This window comes from Serratia bockelmannii, from assembly GCF_051803255.1.
Classification (GTDB): Bacteria; Pseudomonadota; Gammaproteobacteria; order Enterobacterales; family Enterobacteriaceae; genus Serratia; species Serratia bockelmannii.
The window spans coordinates 3,678,523-3,692,789 of record NZ_CP196512.1 but is presented as its reverse complement, the minus strand read 5'-3'; the positions used below and the strand labels follow the sequence as shown (position 1 = coordinate 3,692,789).

General features: G+C 59.1%; 15 protein-coding genes and 1 tRNA gene. 13 read left to right on the top strand and 3 right to left on the bottom strand.

The annotated features are described in order from the left end of the window. Window positions 1-48: 48 nt before the first annotated feature. Window positions 49-1,545, bottom strand: a complete 1,497-nt coding sequence (locus tag ACSJLU_RS17595) for a helix-turn-helix transcriptional regulator (RefSeq protein ID WP_043140220.1) — start codon at window positions 1,543-1,545, stop codon at window positions 49-51. Between the two features lie 227 nt (window positions 1,546-1,772). Here ACSJLU_RS17595 and ACSJLU_RS17590 point away from each other — a divergent pair, with 227 nt between their 5' ends. The 4 genes from ACSJLU_RS17590 (at window position 1,773) to ACSJLU_RS17575 (ending at window position 5,746) form a co-directional block, all read left to right on the top strand. Further along, a complete protein-coding gene (locus ACSJLU_RS17590) occupies window positions 1,773-2,744 on the top strand; it encodes a hypothetical protein (RefSeq protein WP_342096465.1) in 972 nt (323 codons plus the stop codon). A 64-nt stretch (window positions 2,745-2,808) separates the two neighbouring features. Continuing rightward, window positions 2,809-2,967: a hypothetical protein gene (locus ACSJLU_RS17585; protein WP_230201404.1), complete on the top strand. Its 159-nt coding sequence runs from the start codon at window positions 2,809-2,811 to the stop codon at window positions 2,965-2,967. Window positions 2,968-3,650: 683 nt separating this feature from the next. Further along, window positions 3,651-4,451, top strand: coding sequence for a helix-turn-helix domain-containing protein (locus ACSJLU_RS17580; RefSeq protein WP_049207364.1), 801 nt, complete (start codon window positions 3,651-3,653; stop codon window positions 4,449-4,451). A 20-nt stretch (window positions 4,452-4,471) separates the two neighbouring features. Then, window positions 4,472-5,746 carry a lactonase family protein gene (locus tag ACSJLU_RS17575; protein ID WP_226905687.1) on the top strand — a complete coding sequence of 425 codons (1,275 nt, stop codon included), beginning with the start codon at window positions 4,472-4,474 and terminating at the stop codon, window positions 5,744-5,746. Window positions 5,747-5,839: 93 nt separating this feature from the next. Here ACSJLU_RS17575 and ACSJLU_RS17570 read toward each other — a convergent pair. Together ACSJLU_RS17570 and ACSJLU_RS17565 are read right to left on the bottom strand one after the other, a co-directional pair. After that, window positions 5,840-5,914, bottom strand: a tRNA-Arg gene (locus ACSJLU_RS17570). A 129-nt stretch (window positions 5,915-6,043) separates the two neighbouring features. After that, a complete protein-coding gene (locus tag ACSJLU_RS17565; protein WP_049207362.1) occupies window positions 6,044-6,970 on the bottom strand; it encodes a formate/nitrite transporter family protein in 927 nt (308 codons plus the stop codon). A 229-nt stretch (window positions 6,971-7,199) separates the two neighbouring features. Between ACSJLU_RS17565 and ccmA the strand changes: the two genes are divergently transcribed. From ccmA to ccmI, 9 genes are all read left to right on the top strand, one after another. Beyond that, window positions 7,200-7,832, top strand: a complete 633-nt coding sequence (gene ccmA / locus ACSJLU_RS17560; protein WP_015378626.1) for a cytochrome c biogenesis heme-transporting ATPase CcmA — start codon at window positions 7,200-7,202, stop codon at window positions 7,830-7,832. After that, the gene (ccmB, locus tag ACSJLU_RS17555) at window positions 7,832-8,491 is read left to right on the top strand and encodes a heme exporter protein CcmB (RefSeq protein WP_025303731.1); all 660 of its coding nucleotides are present in this window, start codon (window positions 7,832-7,834) and stop codon (window positions 8,489-8,491) included. Before ccmA ends, ccmB begins: the two co-directional genes overlap by 1 nt. Before the next feature lie 120 nt (window positions 8,492-8,611). Then, a complete protein-coding gene (locus tag ACSJLU_RS17550; protein ID WP_004936270.1) occupies window positions 8,612-9,349 on the top strand; it encodes a heme ABC transporter permease in 738 nt (245 codons plus the stop codon). After that, window positions 9,346-9,582, top strand: a complete 237-nt coding sequence (ccmD, locus tag ACSJLU_RS17545) for a heme exporter protein CcmD (protein WP_025303729.1) — start codon at window positions 9,346-9,348, stop codon at window positions 9,580-9,582. Before ACSJLU_RS17550 ends, ccmD begins: the two co-directional genes overlap by 4 nt. Then, entirely contained in the window at window positions 9,579-10,073 is a 495-nt protein-coding gene (gene ccmE / locus ACSJLU_RS17540; protein WP_004936264.1) for a cytochrome c maturation protein CcmE, read from the top strand. The genes ccmD and ccmE overlap by 4 nt, the downstream gene beginning before the upstream one ends. Further along, complete coding sequence (locus tag ACSJLU_RS17535) at window positions 10,070-12,040, top strand: heme lyase CcmF/NrfE family subunit (protein WP_025303728.1); 1,971 nt, start codon at window positions 10,070-10,072, stop codon at window positions 12,038-12,040. The genes ccmE and ACSJLU_RS17535 overlap by 4 nt, the downstream gene beginning before the upstream one ends. Continuing rightward, window positions 12,037-12,588, top strand: a complete 552-nt coding sequence (locus ACSJLU_RS17530) for a DsbE family thiol:disulfide interchange protein (RefSeq protein WP_015378623.1) — start codon at window positions 12,037-12,039, stop codon at window positions 12,586-12,588. The genes ACSJLU_RS17535 and ACSJLU_RS17530 overlap by 4 nt, the downstream gene beginning before the upstream one ends. Then, entirely contained in the window at window positions 12,585-13,052 is a 468-nt protein-coding gene (locus tag ACSJLU_RS17525; protein WP_043140196.1) for a cytochrome c-type biogenesis protein, read from the top strand. Before ACSJLU_RS17530 ends, ACSJLU_RS17525 begins: the two co-directional genes overlap by 4 nt. Then, complete coding sequence (ccmI, locus tag ACSJLU_RS17520; protein ID WP_043140192.1) at window positions 13,052-14,266, top strand: c-type cytochrome biogenesis protein CcmI; 1,215 nt, start codon at window positions 13,052-13,054, stop codon at window positions 14,264-14,266. The genes ACSJLU_RS17525 and ccmI overlap by 1 nt, the downstream gene beginning before the upstream one ends. Window position 14,267 lies beyond the last annotated feature (1 nt).

Genomic DNA, 14,267 nt, shown 5'->3' with positions numbered 1-14,267 from the left:
TGCGCTCATAAGGGGCGTTTGCATCGGTGCGGGTAGTGCATTTGCAGGCTACTTGCCATTCCTGGAGGCCGCTCCGCCGGTAAACAGCCCGCGCTCTCTGGCCCAGACGATGGCTTCGCTGCGGCTGTGCACGCCGAGTTTGGAATAGACCGTCGCGACATGATTGCGGATGGTGTTGAGCGCCAGATTGAGACGCGCCGCGATTTTCTTGTCCGGCAGCCCCTCGCAAATCAATTCCAGCACATCGCGCTCGCGCGGCGTGAGGTCGCTGGCGGTGAATCCAGCCTGGTCGGGCCGGTTGATGCTTTTTACGTTGGCCAGTTTTTCGATCAAAGTTTGGCTGAACCACGAGGCATCCTGCATCACTTCTTCGATGGCATTCACCAGCTCCAGCTCCGATCGTTTACGCTCGGTAATGTCCATGAGCACCAACAGGTAGCAGGGCGCATTATGGATACTGACGGCATCCGCCGAGGCCACGCAGTCGATTAGCTCGCTCCCTTTCTTTCGCACCTGGATATCCAACCCTTCGACGTTGCCGCTTTTTTCCAGTGCGGCAAACAAACGGCGGTTCGCCTCGGGATCGTCAATAAACTGGATCTCATCGACCGTTTTGCCGATCAACGCTTCGGCGTCGTACTCGGTGGTGCGGGTGAACGCTTCGTTGACGTCCAGCACGCGCCGCTCGTCTGCGGTACACACCAACGTCGGCACCGGGCTCAGGCGAAATGCCTTGGCGAACCGCTCTTCACTTTCTCGCAGCGCCGATTCCGCCAGGCGCCGGGGTTCGAGATCGGTAAACGTGAACAGCATGCAGTCGTCTTCATTGATATCCAGCGGTTGACCGGCAACCACCACCAGCTTGCTTCCTCCGCCGGGCAGTTTCAGCTCGGCCTCCATCTGCGGAATGGTGGCACCTTCCCCCAGGCGCTGAACCGCCAGCTCTTTGTGCTCTGCCTGTTCCAAGACGTCGAGTTCATAAACCGAACGCCCCATGACCTGTTCACGCTGGTAACCGGTCATATCGAGGAACCCCTGGTTGACCTTGACGTAACGCAGGTCGCTTAGCCGACAAATGACCGCCGGTGCCGGATTGGCGTTGAAGGTTTTTTCAAAGCGCTGTTCGGCGCTGGCCCACTCCGTTGCGTCGCTCAGGATCAGCGCCAGCAGCTCCGGCTGCCCCTGCGCATCGGTGATGATCAGGCTCCGCAGGCGGTGCACCCAGAAGCTCTCCGGATCGTCGACCTGCCGAACCTCCACCACCACATCGGTGAAGGTTTCGCCATCGGCAACCCGGCTCAGCGGGTACTGTTCCAGCGCCAGCGGGTGGTTGTTGCGATAACGCAGTGCAAAACGCGCCGCGTACTCGCCGGCATCAGCCCCCAGGGCTTTCTGGTGGCTCACGCCGTGCATGGCCAACGCGGCTTCGTTAGCCCAGAGAAGCGTTTGATCGGTATCCGTCAGGATCACGCCGTCGGACAAGCCGGAGATGATTTGCTGCAGGTGGCCGCGGTGGGTTTCGCTGGCCAGGACGGATGGGTTCATGTGCTCTCCGCTAGACAGAAGGGGAGCGGCCTCTGACGGGGCCGCGGGTTACGCTACTCGCTGAGCAGCTTAGTGCATAACGTGCGTATTCGCAGGGTGTGAATGCACTAGGCATTCTGGCGCAAATGAACCGGGACGGCCGACGACGCCGCGCGGCAGACTGAATTTGTCTGCGCGGTTATCCACCGTGCGTGCAATCACTTGTCCAGAAAATATAAGGAACAACGATGACCACTGTCTATGAATCAAATCGCTTTGCGTTTCAGGTGTCATGGGGCTCGATATTGGCCGGGAGTGCCGTAGCGCTGGTGACCTACCTGATCTTCAGCGTGCTGGGCACGGCGATCGGCGCCCAGGCCGTAGATATGATGCAAAAGGGCAATCCGCTGAGCGGCTTTGGCACCGGCACCGGGATCTGGCTGCTGGTTTCCACGCTGGCATCGCTGGCCGCCGGCGCGTTCGTCGCCGGACGCACTGCGCCGAACCGCGGCGGTTTGCATGGCCTGCTGAGCTGGGCGATCACCACCTTGCTGACCACCTGGCTGATGGTTTCATTGGCAAGCGGCGTGGTGGGGCTGGCGGGCAGCGCGGTGGGTAAAGGGCTCTCACTGGCGGGCAGCGGCCTGGCGGCGGCAGCGCCAAACGTGGGTGAAGGCCTCAAGCAACAGCTGGATAAAAAGGGCATCAGCCTTGACTGGGGAAGCCTGGAAAATCAGTTGAACGCCACGCTCAAGCAGACCGGCAAGCCGGAATTGGATCCGGCTCGGTTGGAACAGAAGGCCGATAGGGCGACCGCCGACGGCAAACAGTCGGCCGTGGATGCCGCGGCAGATCCGGCGCAGGCCGCTACCGAGCTTAAGCAGTGGTTCGAGCGCGTCAAGCAGTCCGGTGAGCCGACGTTGAGCGCCGCCGACAAGGATGCGTTGGTGAATATCGTTGCGGCACGCACCGGCAAGAGCCGCGATGAAGCGAGCCAAATCGTCGATAATTATGCTCAGGCTTACCAGCAAGCGGTGCAGAAAGTGGGGAAACTCAAGGCCGAGGCCGAGCAGAAAGCGCGTGAAGCGGCTGATGAAGCGGCCAAACAACTGTCTCGCGCCGCATGGGGCTCACTGCTGATACTGCTGTTGGGCGCTGCGCTGAGCGCCGGCGTGGGGCGGATTGCCGAATCAACCCGCCGTACCGTCGCGGTAAGTTGAGATGAGAAAAAACCTGTCGTGCATCTCGCTGAACTATCGAAAAGTGGCGGGAGCGTCTGCTCCCGTGCTCGTCATCGATTTTTGCAACGAGAACAACGAGCGCTACACCTTGCGCTACAACCTGCCGCCGGATACCCCGGAACGCACCGAGCGGCGGGTATCTTTGCTGCTGTATCTGTTGCGCAAGCACCGATCGGCAGAGATCGACAACCTGGCTGATTAATCAGTCCGTTAATGAAAAGCCCGGCCTGGCGAGCCGGGCTTTTTGCCGTGCTGTGGCAACAAAGCACAGCGTATGCAGACATGGCACTGTTACGAGGGAAGAGCGAGGCATAAATGGCGCCCCAATTGGCGTGGAGGGTAACGTAGGGCATCGAACAAGGTTTGTTGAAACATCGATTCTGCTTTGTTGGGAAAAGATAAAAAAGAAACGCGCTATGAAGCTCTGCGATTATCTGGCCCGAGGTTAAGGCCTTGCGTTTATCCACCGCATCCTCCCTCGACATTGTTCCTACTTCTTCGCATTAGGTTCAATAATTTTATCAGCCGACCAAACAATAAATTCACGATTTAATTTGTGATGATGAAATTCCTATTCGGCCATGCCAGTGGAGTGTAAAAAAACACGTTAAGATAAAACAATTGGCAAAAAGTGTGATTCTCCCTGGAGATGTAAATGCATCTTTGACGGGAGCATTTTATGTGGGTTGTTTTTGTTTTGCCGTTTTTTTGCGGGTGGATTTATATAACATGATCATTTTCAGTTATTTAAGTAATGACTTTTCCTATGCCGCAAAAATGGCGCTGCCAAGGTGATTTTTTTTAGGATTAATCTTAATGACTTGGTTTGGTTGGTTAACGATTTTAATGAAAAGGACACAATTTTTATAAAGGCAGGGAGCGCACATGGACTATCGGAAAGATATTCTTTTACAGGTATTAGAGTATATGGAGAAGAATATTATAGAGGGGCTTTCCGTCGAGAAAGTGTCTATTATCTCAGGGTATTCTAAATGGCATTTGCAACGGCTGTTTAAACATTATTTTGGTATGACGCTCGGAACTTATATCAGGCACAGAAAGCTGAGCCGATCCGCAATTTTGCTTAAACAACATCAAGGGAACATACTGGATGTCGCCTTGGCATCGGGCTTTGCCTCTCAGCAATGTTACACGCGGGCATTCAAACGTTTCTTTGGCGAAACGCCCAACAGCTTTAGAAACAGCCGGGGATGGGATTTCTCCATCCAGATCCCACCGTATGGCAATGACAATAAGCCCTATTTTTATCACACGGTCATGCCGGATGATATTGAGTTGTTAAAGCAGTACAAAGCATTGATTTTCCATTCCATAAGGAAATACAGAGATGCCAGTGACATTACGCAGACTAATGAAAAATGGTTAAGCAAGAATGGAAAAGCTTATGGTGTGGAAAAAACCAGAGCGGGTAAATGGCATTCAAATGGTAAGGAACAAGAGGTTTTCCACTCTATTTTTAACTTCTACATACCCAGAGGGAAATATATTGTTATTCCCTTTATGGGGGCGTTGCCTGAGTACATTGATTTTTTTGAAAGCATCTATGACGCTTACCTGCCGGCCATTAATGTCAAAATGAGGGAAAGCTTTTTTATCGAGCTATATAGAAACGAGCATTTAAACAGCGAAGTTGTTAATGTCGATATACTGATTCCTGTGGTGTAGCGTTGAGAAAAGGAGACATCATGAGTGTAGAGAAATCCCCCGGTTCAATGAATAAACACCATTACGCTTTCGGTATGCTACCTTTAACGTTGTCTGTGTCTGGCTGGGTGAACGTTGCCGGTTTAGGCTGGCAGGTCATTCAATTAATGCTGGCATTAACCCTCTTCATGTTTTCAGGAAATGCGATGGCCAATAATCGGGAGCCTCAACAAATAGCGTTAGTCGGTACCTGGACCCATATTCCGGATGCGCCCACGGTGCAGAAACCGGCGTTCCCCAGTGAAGGGCTCTATCGTCTGAGGGTAAATGTCGACGGCACGTTAACGCTGCTCAATGTTATCAAGATGAAAAGCCCGTCATGGATCGCAAAATCTCGCGATGGTCGTTTCGCCTATGTCACCAATGAAGAGGATGCGGGAACGGTGACCGCCTTGGCAATAGACGACGCAGGCAGCGTGCGGGTGCTGAATACGGTGAGCAGTGCGGGCCAGCAGCCGACGCATGCCACACTCAGCCCGGACGGCAAGTTTCTGTTTGTCGCCAACTACTCCGTCGCCAATGGCGGCGCGGGGGTGACGGTATTGCCGATTCGCAGCGACGGCACATTGGGTGAACGCGTGCAGCATTACCCGTTTATACCCGGCTCCGGCATCGTGCAGGGGCGCCAGGAAGGCGGGCATGCGCACTCCACCACCTTCAGCCGTGATGGCCAATACCTGTACGCGGCGGATCTCGGCGGCGATAAGTTGCACGCCTATCGCTATCGCCCGGATAACGCGCAGCCGCTGCAGGCGGATGCTTCGCGCGATGTCGGCTTTGCGCCCGGCGCCGGTCCACGGCACATGGTGTTCTCGCCAGAAGGCGAATATGCGTATGTCATCACTGAAATGGCGGGCGAGATCGAGGCGTTTGCCGTCAGCGATCATCGATTGACGCGGCAAGGGAAAGTGAAACTGAACGGCGGCCTCGATTCGGCGGAGGAGAAAAGCGGCGGGGCTATTATCCTGAGCCCGAGCGGCAGATATCTTATTGCCACCCATCGCGGTACCGATAACCACCTGCTGGTATTTAAAATAGGCAGGGACGGTCTGCCAGGCGTGCCGACGCGCTATGAGGCCGGCGGCATTGAACCGCGGGCGCTCGCTTTTGATGCCGACGGCAACCGCCTCTATGTCACGAATGTGTTCACCAATAGCGTTACGCTGTTCGATTTCGATGATGAGACGGGCGAGTTGCAGGCCAGAGGTGAGGCGGCGACGGTCTCAACGCCGACGGATATCAAGTTTTTCAACTAATGCCCATCATAACGCTTGGAGGAATCCGGGACTGAACAAGGGAAAAGGGGGATTGCGGGTGCAGATGATGGGGAATGGCTTGATGAGAAAGAATGGTGTCCCCGACTGGAATCGAACCAGTAACTAGCCCTTAGGAGGGGCTTGTTATATCCGTTTAACTACGGGGACGCTGCGGACCGGCAACCGAAGCTGCCGGGGCATTATACCTTTTTTTACCCGCAGAATAAGCGCTTAGCGGCGCGTTTGCTCAATACCTCGCCAGTTCGCGCCGAAATTTCCTCGGCTAACCGACGGCGATCACGGTTTTTCCCCGCCGTGGCGCCGTTTTTCCTCTTGCAGGCGCGCCGCCTTATTTTTGGCGCTCAAATCGTTGCGGATTTGCGCGTGGCTGATCAGCGCAAAGATAAAGGTGCCGCCGATGATGTTGCCCGCCAGCGTCGGCAGGGCGAACGGATAAACGAATGCTTGCCAGCCAATCGCGCCGTTGAACACCAGATACAGGATCTCCACCGAGCCGACCACGATATGCGTCAAATCGCAAATCGCCACCAGGTAGGTCATCAACACGATCACCCAAATTTTCGCCGCGCCGGCGGCCGGGAACATCCATACCATGGTGGCGATGATCCAGCCGGCCAGGATGCCGTTGGCGAACATTTCTCCCGGCGTATGGCGCATCACCTCTTCGCCCAGGCTGATGAAGGCGCGGCGCGTTTCGGCGTCGAACAGCGGCATATGGGTAAACGCCAGCGCCGCCAGCGCGGTGCCGATCAGATTGCCGAGCAGCACCACGCCCCACAGGCGCAGCAGGATAAGCAGGTTGCGCGGCGTGGGTTTATGCATAATGGGCAGCACCGCCGTGACGGTGTTTTCGGTAAACAGCTGCTGGCGCGCCATGATGACAATGATAAAACCGAAGGTGTAGCCGAGGTTCTCAATGAAAAAGCGGCTGGGATCGTCCGGCAAGCGGGCGTGGAAAATGCCTTTCGCCGCCAGCGAGGCGCCCATCGACAGCCCGGCGGCAATCGCCGACCACAGCAGCGCCAGCCCGTCGCGCTCCAGCTCTTTTTCGCCTTCCATTCGGATCTGTTCATGCACCGCCGCCGCGCGTGACGGCAGATTCTCTTCCCTGACTTCGATTTCGCGTTTGCCCTGTTCCTGCTCTTCGCTCTCTACCTGCATTGTCTCATCCGGCTCGTGCTGCTGGCGTTGCTGGTCGTTCATGCTGTCGCTCCTGCTCAATAAGGGTGAGGTCACGTCATTAAGCGTAGTTGCCCGGCCAAAATGCGGCGAAATACAGAAAAAGGTAACAAGAGTTAAAATCCGCCGATTTTTTCCACGCATTCTTGATCCTGCTCGCCATATTGGCCCCTCGGCGCGCCCGCCGCAGGCTGCGTGTGGGGAAAGGCTTATGCTATGATTCGCTATCCCAAAGAAAAATATGAGTTCCCTGATGCTGGAAGCCAAAAGTCTGAGTTGCGTGCGCGATGAGCGCATCCTGTTTAGCGAGCTAAGCTTTTCAGTTCAGCCGGGCGATATCATTCAGGTAGAAGGGCCGAACGGCGCGGGCAAGACCAGTTTGCTGCGCATCCTCGCCGGTTTGGCGCGGCCGGACGGCGGTGAGGTGTGCTGGCGCGGGCGCAACACGCTGCGCGATCGCGCGGCGTATCAGCAAGATTTGCTGTTTATCGGCCATCAACCTGGCATCAAAGCCGTATTGACACCCTTCGAAAATCTGCAGTTTTATCAGGCGGTGCGCGGCGCGGCCGAGCATCAGGCCATCTGGCGCGCGCTGGAGCAGGTCGGGTTGGTGGGGTACGAGGATCTGCCGGTGGCGCAGCTTTCGGCCGGGCAGCAGCGGCGGGTGGCGCTGGCGCGATTGTGGCTCAGCGCGGCGCCGCTGTGGATCCTCGATGAACCCTTGACGGCGATCGATAAACAGGGCGTAGCCGAGTTGATTAGCCTTTTTGAACAACATGCGCAGCGTGGCGGCATGGTATTGTTGACCACGCATCAGGATTTGGCCGGCGTCAGCCAAACGGTGGGCAAAATTCGTTTGGCGGAACACGACGCGGGGAGTTTGTGATGTTTTTGACTCTGGTGCGTCGCGAATTGAAGATCGCCTGCCGTAAAGGGTCGGAGATCGTCAACCCGCTGTGGTTTTTCCTGATTGTGATCACGCTGTTCCCGCTGGGGATTGGCCCTGAACCGCAGCTGCTGGCGCGGATTGCGCCGGGCATCGTGTGGGTGGCGGCGCTGCTGGCCTCGCTGCTGTCGCTGGAGCGGCTGTTTCGCGACGACTTTCTCGACGGTTCGCTGGAGCAGCTGTTACTGCTGCCGACGCCGCTGCCGATGACGGTGCTGGGCAAAGTGTGTGCTCACTGGGTCGTGACGGGATTGCCGCTGCTGATCCTGTCGCCGCTGGTGGCGCTGCTGTTGTCGCTCGATATGCAAACCTGGCTGGCGGTGGCGGGTACGCTGCTGCTCGGCACGCCGACGCTGAGCCTGATCGGCGCTATCGGCGTGGGGTTGACCGTCGGCTTGCGCAAAGGGGGCGTGCTGCTCAGCCTGCTGGTGTTGCCGCTGTATATCCCGGTGCTGATCTTCGCCACCGGCGCGATCGACGCCGCCTCGATGGGCATGCCGATTGACGGTTACCTGGCGATACTCGGTGCGATGCTGGCGGGCAGCGTGACATTGGCACCGTTTGCCACCGCAGCGGCGCTGCGAGTGAGCGTGCACTAGCTAACGTATTGAATGAACAGACGGGGCAAGGCCGACAAGAGCGTACCCTGCAGAAGATTTTCGCCGTTTCGATCGCTCGGGGCGGCCGACGCATAAAAATTACCGTGAGCACTGACGACAATGTGGAAATGGTTACATCAACTGGCGCGGCCTGAACGGCTGTATCACGTCTGCGGCCGCTTTATCCCCTGGCTGGGGCTGGCGGCGGCGGCCTGCCTGCTGCTTGGCTGGGCATGGGGCTTTGGTTTCGCGCCGAAGGATTATCAGCAGGGCGACAGCTTCCGCATCATTTATATTCACGTGCCGGCGGCCATGTGGTCGATGGGCATCTATGCCTCGATGGCGGTGGCGGCGTTTATCGGCCTGGTGTGGCAGATGAAAATGTCCGATACCGTGGTGGCGGCGATGGCGCCGATCGGCGCGGTGTTCACCTTTATCGCGCTGGTGACCGGCTCCGCCTGGGGCAAGCCGATGTGGGGCACCTGGTGGGTGTGGGACGCGCGGCTGACCTCCGAGCTGGTGCTGCTGTTCCTTTATATGGGCGTCATCGCGCTGTATAACGCTTTCGAAGACCGCCGCCTGGCGGGCCGGGCCGCCGGCATTCTGGTGCTGGTGGGCGTGGTGAACATTCCGATCATCCATTTCTCCGTCGAATGGTGGAATACGCTGCATCAGGGCTCGACCAACATGCAGCAATCCATCGCGCCAAGTATGCGCACCCCGCTGCGTTGGGCGATCCTCGGCTACCTGCTGTTGTTCGTTACGTTGACGCTGATGCGTCTGCGCAATTTGATTCTGTTCCAGGAGCGCCAGCGCCCGTGGGTTGCCGGGCTGGTGAATAAGGAGCGTCAGTCATGAATGCCGCATTCGATTCCTGGCCGGCGTTTTTCGCCATGGGCGGTTATGCCTTCTATGTCTGGCTGGCGGTCGCCGTCACGCTGATTTCGCTGTTGGGGCTGGTGGCACATACCGTCTGGCAGCGGCGGCAGTTGCTCGCCGAGATCGGCCGCCGTCAGGCGCGCGAGCGGCGCATTCGCCATGCGCAACAATCAAAACAAAAATCCGCCGCACCGCGGGAGAAATCATTGTGAATCCACGTCGTAAAAGCCGCCTTTATCTGGCGATCGTTGTGCTGATCGGCATTGCGCTGACCGCAACCCTGATGCTGTACGCGCTGCGCTCCAACATCGATCTGTTCTATACCCCGGGTGAAATCCTGCAGGGCAAGGGCGAAAATCATGAGAAGCCCGAGGTCGGCCAGCGGCTGCGTATCGGCGGCATGGTGATGCCCGGCTCGGTGAAACGCGATCCCAATACGCTGCAGGTCAGCTTCAAGATTTACGACGCGCGCGGCGCGATCGGCGTGACCTACACTGGCATTCTGCCGGACCTGTTCCGCGAAGGGCAGGGCGTGGTGGCGCAGGGCGTGCTGGGCGAGGGCAACGTGGTCAATGCGCGCGAAGTGCTGGCCAAGCACGACGAGAAATACACGCCGCCAGAAGTGGCCGACGCGATGAAAGAGAATCACAAAGGGCCGGCGGAAGCGTATAACGCGCCGCAGGCGGAGGGTGCCAAGTCATGATGCCGGAACTGGGCAGTTTTCTGCTGTGCCTGGCGCTGGCGATCGCGCTGTTGCTGAGCATCTACCCGCAGTGGGGCGCGGCGCGGCAGGACAGCCGCATGATGGCGGTGGCCCGGCCGCTGACCTATGGCATGTTCGCGGCGATTGCGCTGGCGTTCCTGTGCCTGGTGCATGCCTTCGTGGTCAACGACTTTACCGTCGCCTACGTGGCCACCAACTCCAATACCCAACTGCCGGTGTATTACCGCATCGCCGCCACCTGGGGGGCGCACGAAGGTTCGCTGCTGCTGTGGGTGCTGCTGCTGAGTTGCTGGTCGCTGGCGGTGGCGTTGTGCAGCCGGGCGATGCCGCAGGACGCGGTGGCGCGGGTGCTGTCGGTGATGGGCATGATCACCGCCGGTTTCCTGCTGTTCATCATCATGACCTCCAACCCGTTCACCCGCACGCTGCCGAACTTCCCGATCGACGGCAGCGATCTCAACCCGCTGCTGCAGGATATCGGCCTGATCTTCCACCCGCCGCTGCTGTACATGGGCTATGTCGGCTTCTCGGTCGCCTTCGCGTTCGCCATCGCCTCGTTGATGGCCGGCCGGCTCGACACCGCCTGGGCGCGCTGGTCACGCCCGTGGACTACCGCCGCCTGGGTGTTCCTCACGCTGGGCATCGTGCTCGGATCGGCCTGGGCCTACTATGAGTTGGGCTGGGGCGGTTGGTGGTTCTGGGATCCGGTGGAGAACGCCTCCTTTATGCCGTGGCTGGCCGGCACCGCGCTGATGCATTCGCTGGCGGTGACCGAGAAACGCGGCACGTTCAAAGCCTGGACGGTGCTGCTGGCGATCACCGCCTTCTCGCTGTGCCTGCTCGGCACCTTCCTGGTGCGCTCCGGCGTGCTGGTCTCGGTGCACTCCTTCGCCTCCGATCCGGCGCGCGGCATGTTTATTCTCGCCTATCTGGTGATCGTGATCGGCGGTTCGCTGCTGCTGTACGCGGTCAAGGGCGGCCAGGTGCGCAGCCGGGTGCAGCACGAAACCTTCTCGCGCGAGACCTTCCTGCTCGGCAACAACGTGCTGCTGATCGCCGCCATGCTGGTGGTGCTGTTGGGCACGCTGCTGCCGCTGGTGCACAAACAGCTGGGGCTGGGCAGCATTTCGATCGGCGAGCCGTTCTTCAATACCATGTTCACCTGGCTTATGGCGCCGCTGGCGCTGCTGTTGGGCATTGGGCCGCTGGTGCGCTGGCGCCGCGATGAGCCGCGCAAGCTGTGGCGGCGCCTCGGCGTAGCGCTGCTGGCGACGCTGGTGCTGTCGATTCTGCTGCCGTGGTTGCTGCAGGACAGCATCGCCGGCATGACGGTGGTGGGCCTGATCATGGCACTGTGGGTGATCATCCTGACGCTGATGGAGCTGCATGAGCGCGCCACCCATCGTCACGGTTTCTGGCGCGGCCTGCGACAGCTGTCCCGCAGCCACTGGGGCATGGTGCTCGGCCACCTCGGCGTGGCGGTGACGGTGATCGGCATCGCCTTCAGCCAGAACTACAGCGTGGAGCGTGACGTGCGGATGAAGGCCGGCGACAGCGTGGATATCCACAATTATCATTTCGTGTTCCGCGACGTGCACGACATCCGCGGCCCGAACTACAGCGGCGGCGTCGGTATCATCGACGTGACGCGCAACGGCAAGCCGGAGGCGACGCTGCATGCGGAGAAACGCTACTACAGCGTGGCGCGCAGCATGATGACCGAGGCGGCGATCGACGGCGGGTTCAGCCGCGATCTGTACGCGGCGCTGGGCGAGGAGCTGGAAGACGGCTCCTGGGCGGTGCGCCTGTATTACAAACCCTTCGTGCGCTGGATCTGGTTCGGCGGCGTCTTTATGGCGATCGGCGGCCTGCTGTGCATTCTCGACCCGCGTTATCGCATGAGCAAAAAGCTCAAGCGCGAAGGCAAGCTGGAGGCGCAATCATGAAGCGTAAGCTGCTGTTTATCCCGTTGGTGCTCTTCCTGCTGCTGGTGGCGGCCCTGATGGTGCAACTGACGCGCAACGCCGGCGGCGAAGATCCGACCATGCTGGAGTCGGCGCTGATCGGCAAACCGGTGCCGACCTTCAGGCTGGAATCGCTGGATCAGCCCGGCAAAACCTACGATCAGGCGGTGCTGCGCGACGGCAAGCCGATATTGCTCAACGTCTGGGCCACCTGGTGCCCGACCTGCCGCGCGGAGCACCAGTATCTCAATACGCTGGCGGCGCGCGGCGTGCGGGTGGTCGGCCTGAACTATAAAGACGATCGTGCCAAGGCGGTGACCTGGCTCAATTCCCTCGGCAATCCCTATGCGCTCAGCCTGTACGACGGCGACGGCATGCTGGGGTTGGATCTCGGGGTGTACGGCGCGCCTGAGACCTTCCTTATCGACGGCCAGGGGATCATTCGCTATCGCCACGCCGGCGACATGAACGAGCGCGTCTGGCAGCAGGAAGTGCTGCCGCTGTATAAAAAGTACGGGGGTGAGGCATGAGGCTGATTGTTCTGCTGTGTGCCGCACTGCTGAGCTGGAGCGCCGCCGCGGCGATCGATACCTATCGCTTCAACTCCGTCGAGCAAGAGCAGCAGTATCGCGAGTTGACCGAACAGCTGCGCTGCCCGAAATGTCAAAACAACAGCATTGCCGATTCCAACGCCATCATCGCCGCCGACATGCGCACCAAGGTGTACGAACTGATGATGCAGGGGCAAAACAAGCAGCAGATTATCGATTACATGGTGGCGCGTTATGGCAACTTCGTCACCTACGAGCCGCCGGTAACGCCGGCGACGCTGATCTTGTGGATCGGCCCGCTGCTGTTCGTATTGATCGGCGGGGCGGTGGTGATCCTGCGCACCCGTCGGCGGCCCGATGCGGCGGCGGATGATGAATTCTCCGAACGGGAACGGCAGCGCCTGGCGGCGCTGTTGCAAGAGACTGACAGGAAGAAACCCTAATGGCTTTTTGGCTGATTATTTGTGTGTTGTTGGCCGGCGCCGCCGCGTTGCTGGTGGTGCCGGCGATGCGCCACGGCAAGCAGAGCGCCGCCACGCGCGATGCGTTGAACAAGGCGTTTTATCAGGATCGCCTCAGCGAGCTGGAGCAGGATGAGCAGCAGGGCGTGGTGGCCGAGCGCCCGGAGCTGGTCAAAGAGCTGCAACAGAACCTGTTGAACGACATCCCGGCCGAGCAGATGGTGCAGGCGAAGCCGATCAACCGCTGGGCGCTGGTGCCGGGCGTGGTGTTACTGCTGGCGGTGACCGTTGGCTTTTATCTGAAAACCGGCGGGTTGGCGCAGGTGCTGGACTGGCGTCTGGTGCAGGCGCAAATGCCGGAATTGCGCGAGCGCGTCGCCAACGAGCGCGCCAAACCGCTGAGCATGGAAGAGATTGCCCGTCTCGGACTGGGGCTGCGCACCGCGCTGCAGCAGGACGATCGCAATATCAACGACTGGATGATGCTGGGGCGCGTCGGCATGGCGTTGAACAATGCCACTACCGCCACGCAGGCCTTTGCTCATGCTTATCAATTGGATCCGAATAGTCTGGAAGTGCGGCTCGGCTATGCCGAGGTCTTGACGCGATCCAACGATCCGGAGGATAACAAGCAGGCGACGCAGCTGTTGCGGCGCATGATCGCGGAAAACCACAGCGATCCGCGGGTGCTCAGCCTGCTGGCGTTCAATGCCTTCGAACAGGGCGATTTCAAGCAGGCGATCGGCGCCTGGCAAGTGATGCTGCAGCTGCTGCCGGCCAACGATCCGCGCGCGGAAGTGATAAAGCGCAGTATTGCACAAGCAAAAGCCCAGGCCGGCGGAGAAACTGTTAAACTGAATGTGACCGTTGCGCTGTCACCGCAGGCGGCGAAAGCCATGCCGCCGCAGGGGACGCTGGTCATTTCGGTCACCGACGGCGTCAGCCCGGTGCCGGTCGCAGTAAAACAATTGCCGTTGAGCCGTTTTCCGCTGTCTTTCTCACTGGATGACAGCAACGCCATGATGCCCGAGCGTCTGCTCTCGGCGCAGCATCAGGTGCAGGTGCGTGTGCGCCTCTCACAGGACGGATTGGCCACGCCGCAACCGGGGGACTGGTTCGGCGAAAGCTCGCTGCAGACATTCAGCGGTAAAGAGCAGGTTAGCGTTCAGATAAACAAGCAGGTCCCTGAAAAATAAG